19 protein-coding genes are annotated in these 24150 nt (G+C 71.7%); 10 read left to right on the top strand and 9 right to left on the bottom strand.

Annotation, left to right across the window (positions count from 1 at the left end):
* Window positions 1-54: 54 nt before the first annotated feature.
* A complete protein-coding gene (locus BM385_RS05155; RefSeq protein WP_019436079.1) occupies window positions 55-993 on the bottom strand; it encodes a LysR family transcriptional regulator in 939 nt (312 codons plus the stop codon).
* A gap of 145 nt (window positions 994-1138) precedes the next feature.
* On the opposite strand from BM385_RS05155, the gene nhaC reads away from it, so the two are divergent.
* The gene (gene nhaC / locus BM385_RS05160) at window positions 1139-2614 is read left to right on the top strand and encodes a Na+/H+ antiporter NhaC (RefSeq protein WP_078576457.1); all 1476 of its coding nucleotides are present in this window, start codon (window positions 1139-1141) and stop codon (window positions 2612-2614) included.
* Window positions 2615-2709: 95 nt separating this feature from the next.
* On the opposite strand, the gene BM385_RS05165 is transcribed toward nhaC, so the two are convergent.
* The 4 genes from BM385_RS05165 to BM385_RS05180 form a co-directional block, all read right to left on the bottom strand.
* Window positions 2710-4239, bottom strand: a complete 1530-nt coding sequence (locus BM385_RS05165; protein ID WP_093842319.1) for an MDR family MFS transporter — start codon at window positions 4237-4239, stop codon at window positions 2710-2712.
* A gap of 98 nt (window positions 4240-4337) precedes the next feature.
* Window positions 4338-4820, bottom strand: a complete 483-nt coding sequence (locus BM385_RS05170; protein WP_093842320.1) for a MarR family winged helix-turn-helix transcriptional regulator — start codon at window positions 4818-4820, stop codon at window positions 4338-4340.
* Between the two features lie 68 nt (window positions 4821-4888).
* Window positions 4889-6367, bottom strand: a complete 1479-nt coding sequence (locus BM385_RS05175) for a cation:proton antiporter domain-containing protein (protein WP_019436075.1) — start codon at window positions 6365-6367, stop codon at window positions 4889-4891.
* Window positions 6368-6382: 15 nt separating this feature from the next.
* Window positions 6383-6610 carry a cation:proton antiporter regulatory subunit gene (locus tag BM385_RS05180; RefSeq protein ID WP_019436074.1) on the bottom strand — a complete coding sequence of 76 codons (228 nt, stop codon included), beginning with the start codon at window positions 6608-6610 and terminating at the stop codon, window positions 6383-6385.
* Window positions 6611-6752: 142 nt separating this feature from the next.
* Between BM385_RS05180 and BM385_RS05185 the strand changes: the two genes are divergently transcribed.
* The 4 genes from BM385_RS05185 (at window position 6753) to BM385_RS05200 (ending at window position 13534) form a co-directional block, all read left to right on the top strand.
* Complete coding sequence (locus BM385_RS05185) at window positions 6753-9503, top strand: alpha/beta fold hydrolase (RefSeq protein ID WP_093842321.1); 2751 nt, start codon at window positions 6753-6755, stop codon at window positions 9501-9503.
* Window positions 9500-10354: an ABC transporter permease gene (locus BM385_RS05190; RefSeq protein WP_019436072.1), complete on the top strand. Its 855-nt coding sequence runs from the start codon at window positions 9500-9502 to the stop codon at window positions 10352-10354. The genes BM385_RS05185 and BM385_RS05190 overlap by 4 nt, the downstream gene beginning before the upstream one ends.
* Window positions 10355-10468: 114 nt before the next feature.
* Window positions 10469-11104, top strand: coding sequence for a DUF4291 domain-containing protein (locus BM385_RS05195; RefSeq protein WP_093842322.1), 636 nt, complete (start codon window positions 10469-10471; stop codon window positions 11102-11104).
* Window positions 11105-11284: 180 nt separating this feature from the next.
* Window positions 11285-13534, top strand: coding sequence for a glycoside hydrolase family 9 protein (locus BM385_RS05200; protein WP_019436070.1), 2250 nt, complete (start codon window positions 11285-11287; stop codon window positions 13532-13534).
* A 59-nt stretch (window positions 13535-13593) separates the two neighbouring features.
* Here BM385_RS05200 and BM385_RS05205 read toward each other — a convergent pair whose 3' ends face one another.
* Window positions 13594-14688 carry a sporulation protein gene (locus tag BM385_RS05205; protein ID WP_093842323.1) on the bottom strand — a complete coding sequence of 365 codons (1095 nt, stop codon included), beginning with the start codon at window positions 14686-14688 and terminating at the stop codon, window positions 13594-13596.
* A gap of 480 nt (window positions 14689-15168) precedes the next feature.
* Here BM385_RS05205 and BM385_RS05210 point away from each other — a divergent pair, with 480 nt between their 5' ends.
* Window positions 15169-16359, top strand: a complete 1191-nt coding sequence (locus BM385_RS05210; RefSeq protein ID WP_019436068.1) for a cation:proton antiporter — start codon at window positions 15169-15171, stop codon at window positions 16357-16359.
* Window positions 16360-16378: 19 nt separating this feature from the next.
* Here the strand turns inward: BM385_RS05210 and BM385_RS05215 are convergent, their stop codons facing one another.
* The 3 genes from BM385_RS05215 to BM385_RS05225 form a co-directional block, all read right to left on the bottom strand.
* Window positions 16379-17098: a DedA family protein gene (locus BM385_RS05215; protein WP_019436067.1), complete on the bottom strand. Its 720-nt coding sequence runs from the start codon at window positions 17096-17098 to the stop codon at window positions 16379-16381.
* A gap of 86 nt (window positions 17099-17184) precedes the next feature.
* Window positions 17185-17970, bottom strand: a complete 786-nt coding sequence (uppS, locus tag BM385_RS05220) for a polyprenyl diphosphate synthase (RefSeq protein ID WP_019436066.1) — start codon at window positions 17968-17970, stop codon at window positions 17185-17187.
* A gap of 43 nt (window positions 17971-18013) precedes the next feature.
* Entirely contained in the window at window positions 18014-18928 is a 915-nt protein-coding gene (locus BM385_RS05225; protein ID WP_037756736.1) for a LysR family transcriptional regulator, read from the bottom strand.
* Window positions 18929-19038: 110 nt separating this feature from the next.
* Here BM385_RS05225 and BM385_RS05230 point away from each other — a divergent pair, with 110 nt between their 5' ends.
* Genes BM385_RS05230 through BM385_RS05245 form a run of 4 tightly spaced genes read left to right on the top strand, consistent with a single transcriptional unit; the run spans window position 19039 to window position 24116 of the window.
* On the top strand, window positions 19039-20160 hold the full coding sequence (locus tag BM385_RS05230; RefSeq protein ID WP_026047824.1) for a PrpF domain-containing protein: 1122 nt from the start codon (window positions 19039-19041) through the stop codon (window positions 20158-20160).
* Window positions 20161-20200: 40 nt separating this feature from the next.
* Window positions 20201-21298 carry an ABC transporter ATP-binding protein gene (locus BM385_RS05235; protein ID WP_026047823.1) on the top strand — a complete coding sequence of 366 codons (1098 nt, stop codon included), beginning with the start codon at window positions 20201-20203 and terminating at the stop codon, window positions 21296-21298.
* Window positions 21295-23004, top strand: a complete 1710-nt coding sequence (locus tag BM385_RS05240; RefSeq protein WP_217650937.1) for an ABC transporter permease — start codon at window positions 21295-21297, stop codon at window positions 23002-23004. Before BM385_RS05235 ends, BM385_RS05240 begins: the two co-directional genes overlap by 4 nt.
* On the top strand, window positions 23001-24116 hold the full coding sequence (locus BM385_RS05245) for an ABC transporter substrate-binding protein (RefSeq protein ID WP_093842324.1): 1116 nt from the start codon (window positions 23001-23003) through the stop codon (window positions 24114-24116). The genes BM385_RS05240 and BM385_RS05245 overlap by 4 nt, the downstream gene beginning before the upstream one ends.
* The last annotated feature ends 34 nt before the right edge of the window (window positions 24117-24150 follow it).

The raw sequence follows: 24150 nt of genomic DNA on the forward strand, positions 1-24150 counted from the left end.
TCACGACCGCCGCCGTCTCCGGTAAATGCTTGATTTACAGCATTACCGATAGGTTCAGCCTTGGGCCAGACCCCGCTTCGCACGGCGCTGGAGCGCCGCGATGTGCTTGTGCGCGATCTTCATGAACATCCGGGTGGCCGGGGAGAGCGCGCCGCCGGCCCGGGTGATGAACGCGAAGTGCTCCTCCACCGGCGGATCCAGCTGCGCCCAGTGCAGCCGCCGGGTGTAGCCCTGGGAACGCGCCACCAGATAGGAGACGAGCGAGTCGCCCACCCCGTGTGCGGCCAGCTCCACCGCGTGCGTCTGGAACTCCACCTCCGCGTACGGCCGCAGCGTCACCCCGGCCCGCTGCGCCCGCTCGGTCAGCGCCCGGCGCAGCGGGTCCTCGTCCTCCCAGCGGGCCTCGGAGAGCACCAGCGGGGCGGCGGCCAGCGCCTCGATGCCGACCGGCCCGCGGGCCCGTGCGGGGTCGGCGCTGACGTACACGACGGTGTCGGTGAGCACCGGCGGGCCCACCGAGAGGCCGTGGTCCTTGATCGGCAGCTGCACCAGACCGGCCTCCAGCTCGCCGGCCCGCACCGCGTCGCCGACCTCGGAGGAGTTGAGGCCGACCACCCGGACCTGCACCTCGGGGAACTGCTCGTGGAAGTCGCGGATGAGCGGGGTGAGCAGATACAGGTGCGCGCTGTTGAAGGTGCCGAAGGAGACGGTGCCGCCGGAGAGCGTACGGACCTCCCGTACGGCCTCGCTCAGCTCCCGTACGTCCGCCAGGGTGCGCTCGGCGTGCGGGAGCAGGGTGCGGCCGGCGTCGGTGAGCTGGAGCCGGCGGTTGGTGCGGGTGAACAGCACCACGCCCAGGGTGTGCTCCAGCCGTCTGATCTGCTCGGACAGGCTCGGCTGGGCGATGTGCAGGGCGTCGGCGGCGGCGGAGAAGGAGCCGTGGCCGACCGCCGCCAGGAAGTAGCTCAACTGCATCAGGGTCGGCTGTGCCATAGGAGGTTCCTTGAGGAAGCGCTGCGGATTGAGACTGTGCCGGGGGCCACGCTGCCCGTAGCGTACCGGTTTATCAATGTCACCCCACCCGTTAATTTGTTTGTAACCCACCCCCGGGTGCGGAAAAGCGAAAGTGGTGCCTGTTATGAGTACGCAAACCGCCGGAGAGCCGGCGACGGCGGTCTCCGCGAAAGAACCGGGATTCGCCTATGCGGCGGGCTCGGTACTCGTTGTCGTCGCGATACTTCTCATCGGATCCCTGGGATTCGACGCGGATATTCAGCTGCTGCTCTTCATTTCCATGATCGCGCTGGTTCCGCTGGTGATGCGTCTCGGTTACAGCTTCGAGGACGCCGAGAATTTCGCTTTCCGCGCCATCCGCAGCATCCTCGGCCTGATCATGATTCTGGTCGCGGTCGGTGCCCTCATCGGCGCCTGGGCGGAATCCGGCACCATTCCCGCGCTCGTCCACCTCGGGCTCTCGGTGCTCTCCCCGCAGCTCTTCCTGCCCACCACCCTGCTGCTGTGCATCCTGGCGTCGATGGCCACCGGCACCTCCTGGGGCACCATCGGCACGGTCGGCGTCGCGATGATGGGCGTGGGGGAGGGGATGGGATATCCGGTCGCCATGACGGCCGGCGCCATCGTCTGCGGCGCCTACTTCGGCGACAAGATGTCCCCGTTCTCCGACTCCACCAACCTGAACGCCGCGCTGGTGGGCACCGACCTCACCCGGCACATCCGGCATCTGACCTGGACGACGATCCCCACCATCGTGCTGTGTTTCGTCATCTTCACCGTGCTCGGCTTCACCACCTCGCACGGCGCGGGCTCCACCGCCGAGGCGGACGCCATCACCGCCGCGCTGGAGGACAGCTTCCACCTGGGCCTGCCGGCGTTCCTGCCGATCCTGGTGGTGCTGGCGCTGCTGCTGCTGCGCAAACCGGCCTGGCCCTCGATCTTCGTCGGCGCGCTGACCGGCGGCCTGGTCGCCGTGCTGTACCAGGGCGCCTCCGTCAGCGACACCCTGTCCGTCCTCTACAACGGCTTCGTGCTGGAGACCGGCGTCACCACCGTCGACTCGCTGGTCTCCGGCGGCGGCATGCTGTCGATGATGAGCATGGTGGCGCTGTTCCTGTTCGCCATCGGCATGGCCGGGCTGCTCACCGGCTCCGGCATGCTGCTGGCCCTCATCACCCCGGCGCTGCGCTGGATCACCAGCCCGCGCCGGCTGATGGTCACCAGCATCTTCCTGGTGCCCGCGCTGGTGGCGCTCGGCGGCTCCTTCAGCTTCGCCGCGGTGATGTCCGGCTCCCTGCTGCTGCCGCTGTACCACAAGTTCGGACTCGACCCGCGGAACCTCTCCCGCATCCTGGAGGACTCCGGCACCGCCAACGACCCGGTCTTCCCCTGGTCCAGCGGCGGGGTCTTCGTCGCCGGCGTGCTGGGTGTGTCCACCCTCAGCTATCTGCCGTTCTACTTCTTCGTCTTCCTGTCGATGGCGTTCTCGCTGCTCTACGCCGTCACCGGCTGGAAGGTCCCGCGCGCCGAGCGGCCGGCCGGCGCGGAGCCGGAGCAGCCGTCCGCCGCTCCCGCCGTCCCCGCCCGCCCGGCCGGCTGACCGGACGCCGCCGCGCCGCGCACCGGCCAGGGCCCGGCGCGCGGCGCGGCGGTGGCAGGGGCCGGGCCCGTACCGCCGGGCCCGGCCCACCGCCGTCAGGAGGCGGTGCCGCCGTCCCCGGGCTGCGGCGCGTGCTGGGAGCCGCGCAGCGCGACCTCCTTGATGAAGAGCGTGATCACCAGCGCCAGCACCGCCGCCGGGGCGCCGAACAGGAACACGTCCCCGACCCCGTGCCCGTACGCCGTCTCCAGCACCGCGCGCAGCGGATCGGGCAACTGGCCCAGGTCCGGGATGCCCCCGCCGCCGACCGCGCCGTCGCCCGCGTCCACGCCGAGCGCCGCCAGCCCGTCCGCCGTGTACCGCCCCACCCGGTTGGCGAGCACCGCGCCCAGCGCCGAGACGCCCAGCGCCCCGCCGAAGGAGCGGAAGAAGTTCACCACCGAGCTGGCCGCGCCCAGATCGGAGGGCTGCACCTGGTTCTGGGTGGCGAGCACCAGGTTCTGCATCATCATCCCGATGCCGAGCCCCAGCAGCGCCATGAACACGGCGACGTGCCAGTACGGGGTGTCGTACCGGATGGTGCCCAGCAGCAGCATCCCGGCGCTGATCAGCAGCCCGCCGGCGACCAGCCAGTTCTTCCACTGGCCGGTGCGCGAGATGATCCGGCCCGAGACGGTGGAGGAGATGGAGATCCCCAGGATCATCGGGATGGTCATGATGCCCGACATGGTGGCGGACTCGCCGCGCGCCAGCTGGAAGTACTGGCTGAAGAACACCGTGCCGCTGAACATCGCGATGCCGACGAACAGCGAGGTCAGCGAGGACAGCGTGATCGTCCGGTCCCGGAACAGCCGCAGCGGCATGATCGGGTCGGCGGCCCGCGACTCCACCAGCACGAACAGCAGCGCCAGCAGCACCGCGCCGCCGGTCATCGCGGCCGTCTGCCAGGAGGCCCAGGCGTAGGAGTCGCCGGCCAGCGTGACCCAGATCAGCAGCAGGGACACCGCGCCGGAGAGCAGCAGCGCGCCCAGCCAGTCGATGCGCACCGCGCGGCGCGTCACCGGCAGCTTCAGGGTGCGCTGGAGCACGACCAGGGCGATGGCCGCGATCGGCACCCCGATGTAGAAGCACCAGCGCCAGCCGAGCCCCGGGGTGTCGGTGATGACCCCGCCGATCAGCGGCCCGGAGACGGTGGCGGCGGCGAAGGTGGCGCCGAAGTAGCCGCCGTACCGGCCGCGCTCCCGGGGGCTGGTCATGGCCGCCATGATGATCTGCGCCAGCGCGGCGAGGCCGCCGACGCCGACGCCCTGCACCACGCGGACGGCGATCAGCGTCGCCGAGTTCTGCGACAGGCCGGCGATCAGCGACCCGGCGATGTAGATGAGGAGCGCCAGCTGGATCAGCAGCTTCTTGTTGAAGAGGTCGGCGAGCTTGCCCCACAGCGGCATGGAGGCCGTCATGGCCAGCAGCGTCGCGGTGATGACCCAGGTGTACGCGCTCTGGCCGCCGCCGAGGTCGGCGATGATGTGCGGCAGCGCGTTGGTGACGATGGTGGAGGAGAGGATGGCGGCGAACATGCCGAGCAGCAGCCCGGACAGTGCGCGCATGATCTCCCGGTGCGTCATGGCGCCGCCGTCCTCGCTACGGGTGACGGCGGCGTCGTGACGCACGGGTGCTGGAGAAGGTGAGGACATACGCGTCGGGTACTTCTTCCCTGGTTGGTTCAGTCGGCCGGTTCCGCCGGGCGGGAACGGCAGCTGTCGAAGCTCGTCCGCAGGCGGAACAGCAGGTCATTGAGGTGTCCGACATCCGCGGCGGACCAGTCGGCGAGGTAGCGGGCGAGGGCGTCGGTGTAGCGCAGGGACAGTTCGGCCAGCAGGGCCTCGCCGCTCGCGGTCACCCGCAGCAGCCGGGAACGCTTGTCGGCCGGGTCGGGCGTCCGCTCCACCCAGCCGCGCTCCACCGCGTGCGTGGCGTACCGGCTGGCGACCGAGATGTCCACGCCCAGCAGCTCGGCGAGCCCGCCCATCCGCTGCTCCCCCTTGCGGGACAGCACGGAGATCAGTCCGAGCGTGGCGGGCGGGCAGTCGTGCGGCAGGGACCGCCCCATCTCGCGGTTGATCGCCCCCACGGCCCACAGCTGGCGGCCCAGCTCCGCGTACGGAGCGGCGGGGTCGGTTCGATCGCGTGCGGGGGTCTCGGTCACGGATTCGACCGTACGACAAGTTGCTTGCTACATGTAAATGGTTTGGGGAAAGCTTGACCCGCGCTTCGTCAGCGCTTGGTGCCCAGCGGAGCCCGCACCAGCGTCTCGTCGACGAAGCACCACTTCCAGTCCTCGCCCGGCTGCGCCGACTGGATGATCGGATGCCGGGTCCTCGCCGCGTGCTCGCTGGCATGCCGGTGCGGGGAGTCGTCGCAGCACCCCACGAAACCGCAGCTGGTGCAGAGCCGCAGCGCCACCCAGTCGCTGCCGCTCGCCACGCACTCCGGGCACTCCTCGGCGTCCGTCTCGGTCACCCGGACCTGATCCAGATGCGTGCACGAGGTACTGATGGTCTCCTCCCGGACATAGGTCCAGTCCCGGCGCAGCAGCCAGTCCGGCATCACCCGCGCCAGATGGCGGGAGTGCGCGGCGAGCAGCGGCGAGAGCACCGCAAGCACCAGCACGTACAGCGCCACGAACGGGCCGATCCGGGCGTCCAGGCCCGCCGACAGCGCCAGCGTCGCCAGGATCAGCGAGAACTCGCCCCTCCCCAGCACCGTCAGCCCGATGTTGGCGGCCCCGCGCTGGTTGAAGCCGAAGAGCCGGGCGGTGATGATCCCCGCGCTCAGATTGGCCACCACGGTCACGGCCACCGCCAGCGCCACCGGCACCACCACCGCCCCCAGGTGGCCGGTGTCGATGCTCAGCCCGAACGCCACGAAGAACACCGCCGCGAACACGTCCCGCAGCGGGGTCACCAGCCGCTCCACCCGCTCCCGCAGCCGCGTCCTGGCGACCACCAGACCGGTCAGCAGCGCCCCGATGGCGTCCGAGACACCCGCCTCCTGCGCCGTGCCCGCCACCAGGACCACCAGACCGATGGTGACCACGGCCAGCACCTCGTCCTCGCGGGTGTCCAGCAGCCGGCCCACCGCCCGCGCCCCGAACCGTGCCACCAGGAGCAGCGCGGCCAGCATGCCGAAGCTCAGCGCGATGTCGCGGACGATCTCGCCGGTGGTGTCGCCGGCCGACAGCACGGGGGAGAGGAGCGCCAGATAGAAGGCGAGGAACAGGTCCTCCAGCACGATGATGCCCAGGATCACCGGCGTCTCGGCGTTGGTCAGCCGGTGCAGCTCGATCAGCAGCTTGGTGACGATGGCGGACGAGGAGATGCCCAGCGCCCCGGCGACGACCAGCGCCGAGGAGGCGCCCCAGCCCAGCGCGAAGCCGAACAGCAGCCCGGCCGTCATGTTCAGCCCGATGTAGCAGCTCGCCGCCACCACCAGCCGCCGCCCGCCGCCCAGCACCTCGTCCACCGGGAACTCCACGCCCAGGTGGAACAGCAGCAGCACCAGGCCGAGCGCCGCGATCACCGCCAGCTCGGCCGGATGCCCGATCAGCACCGGCCCCGGGGTGCCGGGGCCCAGCGCGATGCCCACCAGCATGTAGCACGGCACCGACGGCAGCCCGTACCGGCGGGCCAGCCGCGCCAGCAGGCCCGCGATGAGGACGGCGGCGCCCAGACCGAGCAGATCAGCTTCCGGCACCCGACCGCCGCCCCCTCACGCTTCGAAGAACGTCGCCGACAGCACCGCGCCCACCTTGCGGGCCTGCTCCTCCGTCAGCTCCAGCACGGCGGTCGGGTCGGCCGAGTGGGAGGTGAAGACGTACAGATCGCGGACCCCGCTGGAGCGGATCACGACCGAGACCCGCTCGTCCTCGCGTTCCAGATCGATGTCGTACCGCTTGCCGACCCCGGGCAGATCCGTGACGTGTACACCCTGGCCCATGGCTGGCCTCCCTGGATTTGCCCGGATTGTCGCTGTTCGCTCCACGAGTATCACCCAGACGATCAACCAGCAGGGGGCGGACGGGGTCCCTCCGGGTGATCGGTTAGCGTGGTGTGCCCTCCGGCGGAAGGAACCCGACCCCATGACCCCTCGCAGGCCACGGAGGCGCGGGCGGCTGCTCGCCGGTGCGGCGGCCCTGGCCGTCGTCCTCGCCGGCGGCGCCACCTGGACCGTCGCCGCGGGCGACAGCCCACCCGAGGTCCACCGCCAGGACCGGATGGCCGAGATGCCGGCCGACGACGGCGAACCCGTCGCCATCGACACCTCCTACTTCACCGCCGGCGACCCCGGCACCCGCCGCCCGGCCGTCCTGCTCGGCCACGGCTTCGGCGGCAGCAAGGACGACCTGCGCGCCCAGGCCGAAACCCTCGCCCGCGACGGATACGCCGTCCTCACCTGGTCGGCACGCGGCTTCGGCGCCTCCGGCGGGCGGGTCGGCCTCAACGACCCCGAACGCGAGGTCGCCGACGTCAGCCGCCTCATCGACTGGCTGGCCGAGCAGCCCGAGGTCCTGCTGGACGCCGAGGGCGACCCCCGGGTCGGCATGAGCGGCGCCTCCTACGGCGGCGCCATCGCCCTGCTGGCCGCCGGCCACGACGACCGGGTCGACGCCGTCGCACCGCGCATCACCTACTGGAACCTCGCCGACGCCCTCTTCCCCGACGGCGTCTTCAAGAAGCTGTGGGCCGGGATCTTCTTCACCACGGGGGAGGGATGCGCCAATTTCTCCCCCGAACTGTGCGCCATGTACGAACGGGTCGCGGTCAACGGCGCCCCCGACGAGGAGGCCACCGCGCTCCTCACCGCCCGCAGCCCCGCCGCCGTCGCCGACCGCATCGACGTCCCCGCCCTGATCGTCCAGGGCCAGCACGACTCCCTCTTCCCGCTGGACCACGCCGACGCCATGGCCACCGCCATCGAGGCCAACGGCGCCCCCGTCGCCGTCGACTGGACCTGGTCCGGCCACGACGGCGGCATCTCCGAGGACCACCGGATCGAGGAACGCGTCACCCGCTGGTTCGACCGCTACCTCAAGGACGACCCGGCCGCGGACACCGGCCCGGCCTTCCGCGTCACCCGCATCTCCGGCATCGACACCACCAACGGCGACACCCTGCTGCGCGGCGCCGAGGCCGCCGCGTACCCCGGCCTCGCCGGCGACCCGCGGAAGATCGGGCTCACCGGCTCCGCCCAGGACATCGCCAACCCGGCCGGCGGCACTCCGCCCTCGATCTCCGCCGTCCCCGGCCTCGGCTCGCTCAGCGGCCTCTCCACCCTGGGCATGGGCCTGGCCCTCGACTTCCCCGGCCAGTTCGCGAGCTTCGACAGCGCCCCGCTGGCGGAGACCGTCCGCGTCACCGGCTCCCCGGCCCTCCGGCTGCACATCGCCTCCGACGCGCCGGAGGCGGTGCTCTTCCTCAAGGTGTACGACGTCTCCCCGGACGGCAGCAGCCAGTCGCTGCCCGCCCAACTGGTCACCCCGGTCCGGGTCACCGGCACGGACGGCGAGGGCACCACGGCCGAGCTGCCGCTGCCCGCCATCGACTACCCCTTCGAGGCCGGCCACCGCATGCGCCTGGTGGTCTCCACCACGGACCTCGGCTACGCCTCCCCGCCCGAACCCGCCACCCACACCGTGACCCTGGCGGACGACGACGCGGCCCTGACCGTCCCCACCGCCCCGCAGGCCACCCAGCTCCCGGCCTCCCTGCCCTGGTGGACCTGGGCCCTGCCGGTGGCCGCCGCGGCCCTCGCGGCCCTCCTCCTGCTGACCGGCCGCCACCGCCCCACCCGCCGCACGCCCGCACCGGATCCGCAGGACCCACAGGACCCACGGGCCCGGTCCACCGGCACGGCCCCGGTGCCCGCCCAGGACCCCGGCCCGCACGGCGGCCCGCCGGCCGACCCCGCCGTCCCCCTGCACATCACCGGCCTCACCAAGCGCTACGCCGGCTCCGTCGACCGCTACGCCGTCCGCGACCTCGGCTTCTCCGTCGAACGCGGCCAGGTCCTCGGACTGCTCGGCCCCAACGGCGCCGGCAAGACCACCACCCTGCGCATGCTGATGGGGCTCATCACCCCCGACGCCGGCGAGATCCGGGTCTTCGGACAGCGCATCACCCCCGGCGCCCCCGTCCTCTCCCGGGTCGGCGCCTTCGTCGAGGGCGCCGGCTTCCTCCCGCACCTGTCCGGCCGCGCCAACCTGGAGCTGTACTGGCGCGCCACCGGCCGCCCCGCCGCCGACGCGCACCTGGACGAGGCCCTGGAGATCGCCGGCCTCGGCGACGCCCTCGCCCGCGCGGTGCGCACCTACTCGCAGGGCATGCGGCAGCGCCTCGCCATCGCCCAGGCCATGCTCGGCCTGCCCGACCTGCTGATCCTCGACGAGCCCACCAACGGCCTGGACCCGCCGCAGATCCGCGAGATGCGCGAGGTCATGATCCGGTACGCGGCCCAGGGCCGCACCGTCATCGTCTCCAGCCACCTGCTGGCGGAGGTCGAGCAGACCTGTACGCACCTGGTCGTCATGGACCGCGGCCGGCTGCTCCAGGCCGGCCCCGTCGCGGAGATCGCCGGCACCGGTGACACCCTGCTGGCCACCCTGGCCCGTCCCGTCCCCGACGAGCTGATCGAGCGGATCGCCGGCCTGCCCGGCGTCACCGCCGTCCGCCGCGCGCCCACCGACGACGAGGGCCTGCTGATCCAGCTGGCCGGCACCACCCCCGCCGACCTGCTGCCCGAACTGGTCCGGCTCGAAGTCCCCGTCGCCGCCATCGCCCCGCACCGGCGTCTGGAAGACGCCTTCCTCACCCTGATCGGAGGCGCGGCATGAGTGCCCCGACCGAGACCCTGGCCCCCGGCTACCGGCCGCACCGCACCCTCCCGCTGCGGGTCGAGGCCGCCCGCCAGCTGCGCCGCCGCCGCACCCAGGTGGTGGCCGGCGTCCTCATCGCGCTGCCGTTCGTGGTGGCCGTCGCCTTCGCGGTCGGCGGCGGACGCGGCGACCGCTCCACCTCCGGCATGATGGACGTGGCGACGCTCTCCGGGCCGAACTTCGCCGTCACCTGCCTCTTCCTGTCGGCCGGCTTCCTGCTGGTGGTGCCGGTCGCGCTGTTCTGCGGCGACACCGTCGCCTCCGAGGCCGGCTGGTCCTCACTGCGCTATCTGCTGGCCGCACCCGTGCCCCGCACCCGGCTGCTGATCAGCAAGCTGACCGTGGCCCTGGCCTTCAGCGCCGCCGCCATGATCCTGCTGCCGGTGATCGCCCTGGGCGTCGGCACCGCCGCCTACGGCTGGGGCCCGCTCCAGCTGCCCACCGGCGGCAGCATCGGCGAGGCCGACGCGCTCGGCCGGATCGCGCTCATCACCGGCTACCTCTTCGTCAGCCAACTGGTCACCGCCGCCCTGGCGTTCTGGCTCTCCACCGTCACCGACGCCCCGCTCGGCGCGGTCGGCGGCGCCATCGGCCTCACCATCGTCGGCAACATCCTGGACGCCATCACCGCACTCGGCGACTGGCGCGAATTCCTCCCCGCCCACTGGGCGTTCGCCTGGCTGGACGCCCTCCAGCCCCAGGTGGAGTGGACCGGGATGCTCAAGGGTGCCTCGGTGTCCGTGTCCTTCGCGCTGGTGCTGTTCGCGCTCGCGTTCCGGGGCTTCCGCACCAAGGACATCGTCTCCTGACACCCGACCGGTCCGGGGCGCGTACCGGCGGTACGCGCCCCGGACCGGCCCCGGCCGCCCGTGACCGGCTTTATCGGCTGGCGCGGAGCGGCCCGGTTGTCCGAGGCTGGGCGGGTGACAACACCCCGGTACGAGATCCGCGCCCTGCACACCGCCACCACGGTCACCGTCTACCAGGCCTACGCCCCGGCGATCGGCCTGCCCGCCGCCCGGGAGGGCCGCTTCCCGGCCACCTGGAAACGGGACCGGATGACGTGGATCAAACCGTCCTTCCTGTGGATGATGTACCGCTGCGGCTGGGGCACCAAGGAGAACCAGGAGACGGTCCTCGCCGTCGAGATCACCCGCGAGGGCTTCGAATGGGCCCTCGCGCACGCCTGCCTGTCCCACTACGCCTCCGGCCTCCACCCCGACCACGCCACCTGGCGCCGCCGGCTGCGGGAGGCACCGGCCCGGGTCCAGTGGGACCCCGAACGCGACCTGCACCTCGAGCCGCTGCCCCACCGCTCCCTGCAACTCGGCCTCACCGGCGAGGCCGCGCGCCGCTACGCGGACGAGTGGACCGTCTCCATCACCGACGTCACCGGCCTCGCGCACACCGTCCACAGCCACCTGCGGGCCGGCGACCCGGACGCGGCCCGCCGCCTGCTGCCCGCCGAGCGCCCCTACCCCGTCCCCGACGGCGCCCTGCGCCACCTGCGCGCCGAACTGCCGCCGTTCCCGGCCCCGGCGGCGGCGCCCGGCGCGTAACCGGCCACGGCACGGCCGGCGTCCGGCTTCTTGACGGGACGGCGGTACGCCTCCACGATGCGGATGGGAGCGCTCCCAAGGCGCTCCCATGCCCCCACACCGATCCGTGGAAGGACAAGAGCCGTGTCCTCAGCACCTCCCGGTCGCCACCGCAGACGCCGGCTGCCCGCCGCCGGCGCCGTGACCGCCGTCACCGCCCTGCTCGCCGGGTCCCTGGTGGCCTTCACCTCGACGGCCACCGCCGGAACCGACGAAGAAGCCCCCGAACTCATCGTCAACGGCGACTTCGCCGACGGCACCGACCCCTGGTGGTGGACCGAAGACAGCCCCGCCGCCATCGTCGACGGCCGGCTGTGCGCCGAAGTCCCCGGCGGCACGATCAACGCCTGGGACGCCATCGTCGGCCAGGACGGCCTCCCGCTGGCCGAGGGCGAGAGCTACACCCTGAGCTACACCGCCACCGCCTCCGCCCCGGTCACCATCCGCACCAATGTGCAGCTGGCCGAGGAGCCCTGGACCACCGAACTGGCCGCCGTCGACCCCATCGGCACCGGACCGGACCCCGAGCCGATCAGCCACATCTTCACCGCCGGGGCCGACTACACCGCCGCCCAGCTGGCCTTCCAGATCGGCGGCTACGCCGACCCGTACACCTTCTGCCTGGAGAACGTCTCACTGCGCGGCGGCGCCGAACCACCCGTGTACGAGCCGGACACCGGCTCGCCGGTGCGGGTCAACCAGGTCGGCTATCTCACCGAGGGCCCCAAGCAGGGCACCGTGGTCAGCGACAGCACCACACCCCTGACCTGGTCCCTGCGCGGCGCGGACGGCACGGAGCTGGCCACCGGCAGCACCACCCCGGCCGGCGTGGACGACAGCTCCGCCCAGCACGTGCACACCTTCGACCTCGGGGAGTTCGCCACCGAGGGCGAGGGCTACACGGTGGCCGTCGACGGCGAGGTGAGCGAGCCGTTCGCCATCGGCGACGACCTCTACTCCTCGCTGCGCACCGACGCGCTGGCGTACTTTTACCACAACCGCAGCGGCATCGAGATCGAGGCGCAGTACGTCGGGGCCCAGTACGCACGCCCGGCCGGACACCTCAACGAGGGCGCCAACCAGGGCGATTACGACGTCCCCTGCCGCCCCGGCCAGTGCGACTACCGGCTGGACGCGCACGGCGGCTGGTACGACGCGGGTGACCACGGCAAGTACGTCGTCAACGGCGGCATCTCGGTGGCCCAGCTGCTCTCCTCCTACGAGCGCACCCTGACCGCCGAGGGCGCCGACGGCGACGCGCTGGGCGACGGCTCCCTGGCCATCCCCGAGCAGGGCAACGGCGTTCCGGACATCCTGGACGAGGCGCGCTGGCAGCTGGAGTTCCTGCTGCGGATGCAGGTGCCGGCGGGCGAGCCGCTGGCCGGGATGGCGCACCACAAGCTGCACGACCGGCAGTGGACCGGCCTGCCGCTGCGCCCCGACCAGGACCCGCAGCCGCGTGAACTGGCTCCGCCGTCCACCGCCGCCACCCTCAACCTGGCCGCTGCCGCCGCCCAGTGCGCCCGGCTGTACACCCCGTACGACGCGGAGTTCGCACAGCGCTGCGCGACGGCGGCCGAGACGGCCTGGGACGCGGCCGTCGCCAACCCCGAGCGGTACGCCTCCCCGGACGACGGCCAGGGCGGTGGCGCCTACTCCGACGACGACGTGCGCGACGAGTTCTACTGGGCGGCGGCCGAACTCTTCCTCACCACCGGCGAGGACGGCTACCGGCAGGCGCTGCTCGGCTCCGAACTGCACGGCGACACCGAGGCGGTGTTCCCGCCCGGCGGACTGTCGTGGCAGTCGACGGCCGGTCTGGGCGCGCTCAGCCTGGCCACCGTGCCGAGCGCGCTGCCGGCCGCCGAACGCGACGCGCTGCGCGCGCAGGTGCTCGAAGCGGCGGACGGGTTCGTGGCGGATTCCGCCGCGTCCGCGTACGGGGTGCCCTTCCCGGCCGACTCCGGCTATGTGTGGGGCTCCAACAGCCAGATCCTCAACAACATGGTGGTGCTCGGCACCGCGCACGATCTGAGCGGGGACGACCGGTACCGGGACGCGGTGCTGCGCGGCTTCGACTATCTGCTGGGCGCCAACCCGCTGAACCTGTCGTACGTCACCGGCTACGGCGAGCGGTACGCGCAGAACCAGCACCACCGGTTCTGGGCGGCCCAGCTGAACCCGGCGCTGCCGCACCCGCCGCCGGGCAGTGTGGCGGGCGGGCCCAACCAGGAGCTCCAGGACCCGATCGCCGAGGAGAAACTGGCGGGCTGCGCCCCGGCCATGTGTTACATCGACCACATCGAGTCGTACGCGACCAATGAGGTCACCATCAACTGGAACGCCCCGCTGGCCTGGGTCGCCTCGTACGCGGACGACCTGACCGGCTGATCCACCCGGGTACGGGTACGGGGCCGCGCCGCGACCGGCGGCGCGGCCCCGGCACCCCGTTACTCCTCGTCGCCGCCGAAGTCCTCGGCGGCCTCGGCGTCTCCGCCGTCGTCGCCGTCCATCATCTCGCCGATGGCGTAGGCGCCGAGGGCACCGACGGCCACACCGGCCGCCGCGCCCGCGATGACGCCGCCCATGCCGGGGCCGGAGCGCTGCGGCTCGCCCTGGTAGCCGCCGTGCGGGTACCCCTGCTGCGGGTAACCGCCGTGCGGGTGGCCCTGCTGGGGGAACCCGCCCTGGCCGTAGCCCTGCTGGCCGTAGCCGGGCTGGCCGTACCCCATGGCGCCGCGCCGCTGCTCCTGCCGGGCGGCGAGTTGCTCCAGCCAGGAGGCCACCTCGGCGGACCAGTCGCGCTGTTCGGCGTCGCCGTGCTGGGCGGTGAAGCGCATCAGGGTGTCCTGGCCGCCCTGGCCGAAGAAGCCGGCGCGCTTGTCGGCCTCCAGGATGACCTCCACACCGGCCGGGTTGGTGAGGAAGGTCACCTCGACCTCGTTCATGAGGTGCGCGTACTGCGGCGAGGGTGTGAGTTCGATCTCCTGGAAGAACGGCAGGCGCTGGCCGGTGCCCGGGATCTGGCCCAGTTCCAGGTCGGCGGTGCGGAAGCCGAAGCCGAGGTTGCCGAACGCCTGGAGGATCGCCTCCTGCACGGGCAGCGGGGCCACCCGCAGCGGGTCGAGGTCGCCCTTGTCCTTGGCGCCGGACACGGCGAGTTCGGTACGGACGCCGAGGACGACACCCAGCGGCTGACCGTACAGCTCGGTCACCGGGGTCTCCCACGGCAGATGGACGGTGAACGGTACGGAGCGCTGTTCCTCCGCGCCGAGCCGGAATCCGCCGCCGACCGTGACCTGGTCGAAGGCGACGAAACCCTCGGCGTCGCGCCCGCCGAAGCCCTGGCCGTCGGCCTCGACCCGGGCCACGAGGTGCAGGGTGATGTGGGAGATATCCGTCTCATGGGAGCCGCCGCGCAGCTCCACCCGCCCGCTCAGGGCGCCGCCCGGCAGCACGGCGAGGCCCTGCGGGCCGCCGTCCAGGACCGTGTCCACGGTGGGGCCGCCCACTCCGAGGGCTCCGAGCAGCTTCTTGAACACCATCTCGGCGTTCTCTCCTTCGTGTTGTTCATGGAGGGATGAGCGTTGGCGCCCGGGGGCACTGCTCATCCGGGCACGAACACAACTAACCTGCCCCGGGTAGCCGTTCCCGTCGTACGGGCGCGCGGAAGTTTTCGGCCATGCTGGGTGTTACCCCCAGGACGTGGGCCCCGGCGGTCACCGTGGGGCATCCCGTGCAGATGGGGTGCGTGCGCCGGGCCGGGGAGGGGTTCCCGTCTCTCCCTGTGAGCGTCCGATGACACGTGACGCAGGTCATATCGAGGTCACGGGAAGAAAACCGGACCAAAAAATGGTTTGGTAAGCTAACTATTAACGCTTTCTTGACGCTCACTTGACCGAGACGTCCGGACGCCCAGGAGGAGACATCCACTTGACGACGCCCGCCCGCATCGGCTTCCGCCCGTTCCCGACCGTCACACCCCCCAGGTGACGGCCATGGGACATGCTGACACTCTGCTTGCCATGGGTGGCGCCTTCGTCGCCGCCGCGGTTCTGGCCCGCCTTGGCAGCCGCATCGGATTGCCGACCATTCCGCTCTTCATCCTCGCCGGGATTCTCCTCGGACCCAACACCCCCGGCTTCGTTCTGCTCGACGACCCGCACGACCTGGAGATGCTCTCCGCCCTCGGGCTGGTACTCCTGCTGTTCTACCTCGGCCTTGAGTTCCACATGGACGATCTCAAGACCGGTGGCAAGAAGATGGCCATCGCGGGATGCTTCTATCTGCTCCTCAACGTGGGAGCCGGGCTCGCCTTCGGCTTCATGATGGGCTGGGGTACCTCGGAGGCGTTCGTCTTCGCCGGTGTCCTGGGAATCTCCTCCTCCGCGATCGTCACCAAGATCCTCGTGGACCTCGGCCGGATCGGAAACCCCGAGACCAAGCCGATCCTGGGCATCATCGTGGTGGAGGACATCTTCCTCGCCATGTACCTGGCCGCGCTCCAGCCGATCATCTCGGGCGCGGACGACCTCGCGGAGACCGCCGGCCAGATCGGCAAGGCCTTCGCCTTCCTGCTGGTGCTGGCGCTGGCCGCCCGCTTCGGCACCAAGGTCATCGGCAAGCTGTTCGCGACCAAGGACAACGAGCTGCTGGTCATCTCGTTCCTCGGCGCGGCCGTGCTGGTGGCCGGGATCTCCGAGAAGTTCGGTGTCGCCGACGCGATCGGCGCCTTCATGGTCGGTCTGATCCTGGGCAGCACCGCGTCCGGGGGCAGGATCCGCGATCTCGTGCATCCGCTGCGGGACGCGTTCGCCGCGATCTTCTTCTTCGGCTTCGGTCTGTCCATCGACCCGGGCGACATCGGCTCGGTCATCGTCCCGGTGCTGATCGCCGTGGTCATCACCCTGGCGATGAACCTGACCGCCGGTATCGTCGCGGCCCGCATCTACGGATTCGGACCGCAACCGACGGCCAATGTGGGCACCACCCTGCTGGCCCGAGGGGAGTTCGCGCTGATTCTCGCCACCATGGCGGCGACCGCCGGACTCGACCCACGGCTCTCGCCCTTCATCGCCAGCTACGTGCTCATCCTCGCGGTGCTCGCACCGCTGGTGGCCGGGCGTTCGCACTGGGTGGCCAAGATACTGCCCGGTGGCCGCCGCCCGGACCAGGAAGCCGAGCGGCAGCCGGAGGAGGTGTCAGCGAGCCGCTGACCCCCGCTTCAGGCGAAGCTCAGCGTCTGGCATGCCGCCCCCGGCCCTCGGCCGGGGGCGTGCTGCTGTCCGGGGCCGGCTGCCCGGCCCCGGCCGGTACGGCGCCCTCCGCCCGCTTGCCGGCGCGGTGGGCCCGCCAGAACTCGATCACGATCGGCAGCACCGACAGCGCCACGATGCCGATCAGCATGAACTCGATGTTGGTGCGGACGAACGCGATCTGCCCCAGCGCGGCGCCCAGCAGCGTCACCCCGGCGCCCCACAGCACGCCGCCGATGACGTTGAAGAGCACGAAGGTGCGGTAGTGCATGCGCGCCACCCCGGCGATGATCGGGGTGAAGGTCCGCACGATGGGCACGAACCGGGCCAGGATCAGCGACTTCGGGCCGTGCTTGGCGAAGAACTCGCTCGCCTTGGCCACGTTCTCCTGCTTGAAGAGCCGCGAGTCCGGCCGGTTGAAGAGGGCGGGCCCCACCTTTCTGCCGAAGAGATAGCCCACCTGGTCACCGAGCACGGCTGCGATCACGATGAGGGTGCAGACCAGCCACAGCGGATAGTGCAGGTACTGGTCGGTGGCGACCAGCAGGCCGGTCGTGAACAGCAGGGAGTCACCGGGCAGGAAGAACCCGATGAGAAGTCCCGACTCGGCGAAGACGATCACCAGAATGCCGATGAGGCCGAAGGTCGGGATGAGCCAGTCCGGGTCCAGCCACTGCGGCCCGAGAGCAAGAGAAACCATGAGAAGGAAACCCCTGAGGAGAAGCCCGGACACGAAAGTCCTGGGCACTCGCCCCAGGCTACCAACGCAATTCGCGCATGGCCCGATTAAGACGTGCTCGACCGGGGAAGGGATGACAGGTCGGGCACAACCCCTTCACGCCGCCTCCGCCGCTCCGCGTAGATCCGCACGGCCTCCCACAGATGACGGCGCTCGAAGTCCGGCCACAGCACGTCGAGAAAGACCAGCTCCGCGTGCGCCAGCTGCCACAGCAGGAAATTGGACGTCCGGTGCTCACCGGACGGGCGGAGGAACAGCTCCACGTCCGCACCGTCCGCCTGGTACAGATGCCGCCCCAGCAGTTCCTCGTCCACCGCTTCCGGGCGCAGCACGCCCGCCCCGGCCTGCCGTGCGATCGCGGCCATCGCGTCCACCAGCTCGGCCTGACCGCCGTAATTGACGCACAGGTCCAGCGTCAGCCGGTCGTTGTCCCGGGTCAGCTCCTCGGTCGCCCGCAGCTCCCTGACCACCCCGCGCCACAGCCGCCCGGGCCGTCCCGACCAGCGCACCCGTACGCCCATGGCGTGCAGCCGCTCCCGCTGGGCGCCCAGCGCCTGCTCGCTCAGCCGCATCAGCGCGGCCACCTCCTGGGGCGAGCGGCGCCAGTTCTCGGTGGAGAACCCGTACACCACCAGCCGCCGCACGCCGATCTCCAGCGCCGCCCGGGCCAGCTCCGGCAGCCGTTCGGCCCCCGCCCGGTGGCCCTCGCTGCGGGACAGGCCCCGGGCCCGCGCCCAGCGGCCGTTGCCGTCCATGGCCACGGCCACCGTGCGGGGCAGCAGCTCGGCGGGGACGGGGGGCGGCGGCGCGGCGGTCCGCGCGGTGGAGGTCATGCCCGGCAGGGTACGGCGAACGGGCCGCGGCCGGGGGGTGCGGTCACCGGCTCCGGCGCAACGCTGTCGCCGCCTCGTGGAAGAGGGATTCCGCCGCCGTCTCCGCCGGGGTGGGGCGGCGGTCGGCCAGGCGGGCGAGCAGGATGCGGCGGGTGGGGGCCGAGGGTTCGAGGGCGATCACCTTGATGCCCGAGCGCAGGTTCGTCAGCGCCAGCCGGGGCGCCAGGGCGATGCCCAGGCCGATGGAGACCATCGCCTGCGCCTCCTGGTAGTCGTGGGCGAAGAAGGCGATCGACGGCCGGAAGCCGGCCGCGTGGCAGCTGCGGGCCAGTACGTCGGCCACCGGGTGCTCGTCGGCGCGGGTGATCCAGTCCTCGCCGCTCAGCTCCGCCATGTTCACCGCGTCCCGGTGGGCCAGTGGGTGGCCGTCGGAGACGATCAGCGCGGTGGCGTCGTCCAGCAGCGGGGTGAGGGCCAGCGCCGGGTCGTCCACCCGGCTCCAGTCGTAGTCCCACAGCAGCGCCAGCTGGATCTCGCGGCTCTCCAGCATCGACAGCAGCCCGTCGAGCACGGCGCTGCGTACGACCAGCCGGATGCCCGGATGGGCCTGTGCGAAGCGGCGCACCACGAGCGGCAGCAGCGAGGACCCGGCGGTCGGGAAGGACCCGATCCGCAGTTCGCCCGAGCGAAGTCCGGCGATCTCGTCCAGCTCGGCCGCCGCCGCGCCCAGCTGCCGCCCGATGCGCCGCGCGTGCCGGACGAGTGCCTCTCCCGCCGGGGTCAGCGCCACGCCTCTGGCGTGCCGTTCCAGCAGCGGCTGGCCCGCCTCGGACTCCAGCTTTGCGATTTGCTGCGAAACGGCGGACGGGGTGAACGCCATGGCCTGGGCCGCCGCCGTCAGGGAGCCGTGCCCGGCCACTTCGGCCAGCAGCAGCATCCGCCGCACATCGAGTCTCATGGCGCCAGCCTTAAGTTCTGCTAAAGGGGTCTCCACTTTTCCGAGATTGTACTGAACCTCCCCGGCGTCCATGCTCGACATCGCTCGGACCAGGTACGGAAGGACGTCGGGTGTTGCGACTGCCAGGAACCCTCATGCGCGGCGGTACCAGCAAGTGCTGGATCTTCGACGCCCGCGATCTGCCGCCCGGCGCCGACCGGCCCGGCGGGCGGCTGGACGAGGTGCTGGCCTCGGCGTTCGGCGCCCGTGACCCGCGCCAGATCGACGGCGTCGGCGGAGCCACCTCCACCACCTCCAAAGCCGCCATCGTGCACCCCTCCATCGAGGACGGCGTGGACGTGGACTACCTCTTCGCCCAGGTCGGCATCGGCACCCCCGGCGTCGAATGGGGCAGCAACTGCGGCAACTGCGCCACCGCCGTCGGCCTGTACGCGCTGCTCAACGGCCTCGCTGTGCCCACCGGGCCGCGCAGCACCGTGGTGCTGCGCAACCGCAACACCGGCGTCCGGCTCTCCGCCACCGTCCCCACCCCCGGCGGCACCGTCCCGGAACTCGGGACCGCGACCGTGCCCGGCTCGCTCGCCATCGGCGTCCCCGTCGGGCTCGGCTTCCGGAACCCGGCCGGGGCCAGCACCGGAGCGTTGCTGCCCACCGGGGCCGGTACCGAACTGCTCGGCGGCGTCCCGGTCACCCTCGTCGACGCCGGCGCCCCCGCCGTCCTCGCCGACGCCGCCGCCCTCGGCGCCACCGCCCTGGAGAACCCGGAAGAGTTCGCCGCGCACGTCCCGGCCCTGGCCGCGCTGCGCCGGGCCGCCGCGCTGCGGATGGGCCTGGCCACCGAGGCCGACCCGGTCAGCCACGCCGTGCCCAAGGCGGGCGTGGTGGCGGCTCCCGGCGACTACATCACCACGCTGGGTGAGACAGTGCGCATGGCTGATTACGATGTGGCCGTCCGCATGGTCTCCATGCACGCGCCGCACCCGGTCATCGGCCTGACCTCCGCCGTAGCCGTCGCGTCCGCGGTACTGACACCCGGCACGATCCCGGCAAAACTGGCCGGAAACCGACCGTCCGCCACCGTCGTGCGGCTGGGAACCCCGGCCGGCGTCGTGGCCGCGGAGGCGGAGACCGACGCCTCGGGCACCGTCCGGCTCGTCACCCTGCACCGAGCCGCCCGGCGCATCGCCACCGCTCACCTTCTCGTCCCCGCACTACTCCAGGAAAGCGTGTGAGCCCCGGCGCACCCGCCTTCTGGGCAGCAAAGGAGCTGTCGTGAAAGTCCAGTTGGAGAACATCACCCTCGCCTACGGCGAGGCCACCGCCATCGACCGGCTCAGCGTCACCGTCGAGGACGGCGAGTCACTGGTGCTGCTGGGCAAATCGGGCTGCGGCAAGACCTCCACCATGCGGTGCGTGGCCGGCTTGGAGACCCCGACCGGCGGCCGGATCACCATCGGCGACACCGTCGTCTTCGACGGCGAACGCGGCGTCCGGGTCGCCCCGAACAAGCGCAACGTCGGCATGGTGTTCCAGTCCTACGCGGTCTGGCCGCACCGCACCATATTCCAGAACGTCGCCTTCCCCCTCCAGCAACAGCGCCTGCCCAAGGCCGAGATCCGCGAGCGCGTCGCCGACGTCCTCGCTCTGGTCGGCCTCACCGAGTACGCCGAGCGCGGCGCCAGCCTGCTCAGCGGCGGCCAGATGCAGCGCGTCGCCCTCGCCCGCAGCCTCGTCATGCGCCCCAGCGTGCTGCTGCTCGACGAACCGCTCTCCAACCTCGACGCCCGGCTGCGCGACCGGCTGCGGGTCGAACTCCGCGAGATCCAGCAACGGCTCGGCCTCACCTGCGTCTACGTCACCCACGACCAGTCCGAGGCGCTCGCCCTCGCCGACCGCATCGCCCTTATGCAGGGCGGCCGGATCGTCCAGATCGACCGCCCCGAGAAGATCTACGACGCCCCGTCCTCCGCCGCCATCGCCGACTTCCTCGGCGTCTCCAACATCTTCCCCTGCGCCCCGGCCGGCCCCGGGAGCGCCCCGGCCACCTACCGGCTCACCGGACACGCCACCGAGGTCACCAGCGACACCCCCGCCGCCGGCACCGGCAAAGACCCCCGCGTCTGCATCCGTCCCGAGGACATCCGGCTCACCGGCGAACCCGCCACCGGCGCCAACAGCTGGCCGGGCCGCGTCGACGTGGTCAGCTTCCAGGGCTCCTACGTCCGCTACCGGGTCAGCCTCAAGGACGGCCCCGAACTCGACGCCGTCGTCCCGCGCCGCGCCACCCGCATGCTCGACGTCGGCACCCCCGTCTGGGCCTCCGCCGACCCCGACGCCGTCCAGATCCTGCCGGCGGAGGTGCCCGCGTGAGCACCCTGCTGATCAGAATCCGCCGCGGCCTGCCCACCTCCGTCCTGCTGCTGATCCTCGGCGTCCTCGTCATCGTCCCGATGCTGTTCATCGCGCTCGCCGCGTTCAGCTCCGAGACCCCGCGCCCCGGCTCCATCGGCCTGAGCGGACTCTCCCTCGACAACTTCGCCATCTTCGGCTCCAGCCAGGCCCTCGGCGCCGTCGGCAACTCCCTCCTCGTCGCCGGCTCCGCCTCCGTCCTGGCCCTCGCCATCGGCTGCGGACTCGCCTTCCTCGCCGCCCGCACCGACACCCCCGGCCGCCGGTTCCTCTATTTCGCCGGCATCGCCCCGATGTTCCTGCCCTCCCTGGTCGGCGCGCTGGCCTGGTCCCTGCTGGGCAGCCCCGCCACCGGCTTCCTCAACCTGCTGCTGCACAGCGTCGGGCTGAACATCACCGTCAACATCTACAGCATGCCGGGCCTCATCATGGTCCTGGCGCTGTACTACGCCCCGTACGCCTTCCTCCTGGTGCATGGCGCGCTCTCCCTCATGAACCCCGACCTGGAGGAAGCGGCCTTCGTGCACGGCGGCACCCGCCGCCGCACCCTGCGCCGCGTCACCTTCCCCCTCGCCCTCCCCGCAGTCCTGGGCTCCGGCATCCTCATCTTCGCCCTCACCATGGAGAACTTCCCCGTCGCCCAGGTGATCGGCAACCCCGCCCAGATCGACACCCTGCCCAGCTTCATCTACCGGCTGATGAACGCCTCCCCCTCCCGGGGCAACGAGGCAGCCGCCGTCGCCATCGTCCTCACCGGCGTCCTGCTCATCGTCACCGCGATCCAGCAACGGGCCGTGCTGCGGCGCAAGTTCACCACCGTCACCGGCAAGGGCGTCAAACCCAAGAAGGTGCCGCTCGGCCGCTGGCGCCTGCCCGCCTTCGCCGCCGCCGTCCTCTACTTCGTCCTCGCCGTCGTCCTGCCGCTGGGCGCCCTGCTGATCGCCTCGCTCCAGAACTCCCCGTACGTCGCCTCCCTCGGCCAGCTCACCGAACCCGGCGCGCTCTCCTTCTACGCCCTCGGCGAGCTGATCACCTCCGACGACTTCCTCCAGGCCGCCCGCAACAGCGTCCTCACCGCCGTCCTCGCCGGACTCATCGGCACCGCCCTCAGCTTCGGGCTGGCCTACACCGTCTACCGCACCGGCGCCGCCGGCCGCCGCGTCCTGGAGTTCGCCGCCATGGCCCCGCTCGCCGTGCCCGCCATCGTGCTCGGCCTCGGCCTGCTGTGGACCTGGCTGGTCGTGCCGCTGCCGGTGTACGGCACGGTCGTGGTGCTGATCGTCGCCTTCCTCGCCGTCTTCCTGCCCCAGAGCTACCGGGGCGTCAGCGCCTCCATCCTCCAGGTGGATCGCGATCTGGAGGACAGCGCCGTCCTGCTCGGCGCCCACCGCACCAAGGCCGTCACCAAGGTCACCCTCCCCCTGATGCGGGTCGGCATGGTCTCCACCCTGCTGCTCCTGCTGATGCTCTGCATGCGCGAACTGTCGGCCGCGCTCTTCCTGTTCACCTCCGACACCCGGCTGCTGTCCATCCTCATCTTCGACAACTACGACAACGGCGCCATGCAGGGCGCCGCCTCGGTGAGCCTGCTCTACTGCGGCGTCATCGGCGTCATCGCCCTGCTGGCCAAGTCCCTTGGAGCACGGACCGTGGACGGTGCCCGATGAGAACCCGCCTCCGCTACGCCCTCACCGCCCTCACCGTCCCGCTCGCCCTGGCCGCCGCCTCCTGCGCCGCGCCGCCCTCGGTCGCCGTCGTGGACGCCGAATCCGCCACCGTCGACACCAGCGACGGCCTGGTGGTGGACGGCGAGCGCATCGCCGACGCCGAACTGTTCGAAGCCGCCCGCGCCGAAGGATCGCTCTCCCTCTACAGCGGCTACGTCGAGAACTCCGAGAAGCAGGTGATCGCCGCCTTCGAACGGGACACCGGCATCGAGGTCAACCTGGTGCGGCTGGTGCCCAACCGGCTCGCCGAACGCGTCCTGAGCGAACAGGGCGCCGGCCGGCTCGGCGCCGACGTGGTGCGCACCTCCGACTACGACATCGCGATGCGCATGTACGACGCGGGGGTCTTCACCGGCCACGACGTGCCCGGCGCCGACAGCCTCGACGACACCGTCCGCTACCGGGACGGCGCCTTCTACCGGGTCTTCAATCCGCTCTACACCTTCGCCTACAACACCGTGCTGGTCGATCCCGAGGACGCCCCCACCTCCTGGGAGGGGCTGACCGAGGACCGCTGGCGGGGCCACCTCGGCATCACCCAGGTCGGCGCCGGCGGCTCCTCGCTGACCCTCACCCGCTTCCAGGAGGAGCGGCTGGGACCGGACTTCCTGCCCGCGCTCGCCGACCAGCGGCCCCGGATCTTCGACTCCTCCAGCGCCGCCCTGGAATCACTGGCCCGCGGCGAGGTCTCGGTGGCCACCGCCGTGGTCAGCAGCGTCAACATCGCCGCCGCCAAGAACGCCCCGGTCGACTTCGTCGTCCCGGAGGAAGGGATGGCCGCCTACGACTACTTCGTCGGCAAGACCACCTCCGCCCGCCACGAGGCGGCGGCCGAACTCTTCCTCGACTGGAACCTGTCCCAGCGCGGCCAGGACGTCTTCCGGCAGATCGGCGAGTTCCCGGCGCGCTCCGACGTCAGCCCGCCCGAGATCCTCGGCCAGCAACTGCCCGCCGCCGACTCCGGACTCATCGTCCGCATCCCGCCGCAGGAGCTGATCGACGCCGCCGAGGCCGACCAGCGGCGCTGGCTGTCGCTCTTCGGCTATCTGTGACGACGGCCGCCCCGGGGGCGTACCCGACCGGGCA

Origin of the sequence: Streptomyces harbinensis (assembly GCF_900116145.1) — a bacterium.
Lineage (GTDB): Bacteria > Actinomycetota > Actinomycetes > Streptomycetales > Streptomycetaceae > Streptomyces > Streptomyces carpaticus.

Coding starts and splice junctions, on each gene's coding strand:
- BM385_RS05155 (WP_019436079.1), bottom strand. CDS start 993: ATGGCACAGCCGACCCTGATGCAGTTGAGCTACTTCCTGGCGGCGGTC.
- nhaC (WP_078576457.1), top strand. CDS start 1,139: ATGAGTACGCAAACCGCCGGAGAGCCGGCGACGGCGGTCTCCGCGAAA.
- BM385_RS05165 (WP_093842319.1), bottom strand. CDS start 4,239: ATGACGCACCGGGAGATCATGCGCGCACTGTCCGGGCTGCTGCTCGGC.
- BM385_RS05180 (WP_019436074.1), bottom strand. CDS start 6,610: ATGGGCCAGGGTGTACACGTCACGGATCTGCCCGGGGTCGGCAAGCGG.
- BM385_RS05185 (WP_093842321.1), top strand. CDS start 6,753: ATGACCCCTCGCAGGCCACGGAGGCGCGGGCGGCTGCTCGCCGGTGCG.
- BM385_RS05190 (WP_019436072.1), top strand. CDS start 9,500: ATGAGTGCCCCGACCGAGACCCTGGCCCCCGGCTACCGGCCGCACCGC.
- BM385_RS05205 (WP_093842323.1), bottom strand. CDS start 14,688: ATGGTGTTCAAGAAGCTGCTCGGAGCCCTCGGAGTGGGCGGCCCCACC.
- BM385_RS05210 (WP_019436068.1), top strand. CDS start 15,169: ATGGGTGGCGCCTTCGTCGCCGCCGCGGTTCTGGCCCGCCTTGGCAGC.
- BM385_RS05215 (WP_019436067.1), bottom strand. CDS start 17,098: ATGGTTTCTCTTGCTCTCGGGCCGCAGTGGCTGGACCCGGACTGGCTC.
- uppS (WP_019436066.1), bottom strand. CDS start 17,970: ATGACCTCCACCGCGCGGACCGCCGCGCCGCCGCCCCCCGTCCCCGCC.
- BM385_RS05225 (WP_037756736.1), bottom strand. CDS start 18,928: ATGAGACTCGATGTGCGGCGGATGCTGCTGCTGGCCGAAGTGGCCGGG.
- BM385_RS05245 (WP_093842324.1), top strand. CDS start 23,001: ATGAGAACCCGCCTCCGCTACGCCCTCACCGCCCTCACCGTCCCGCTC.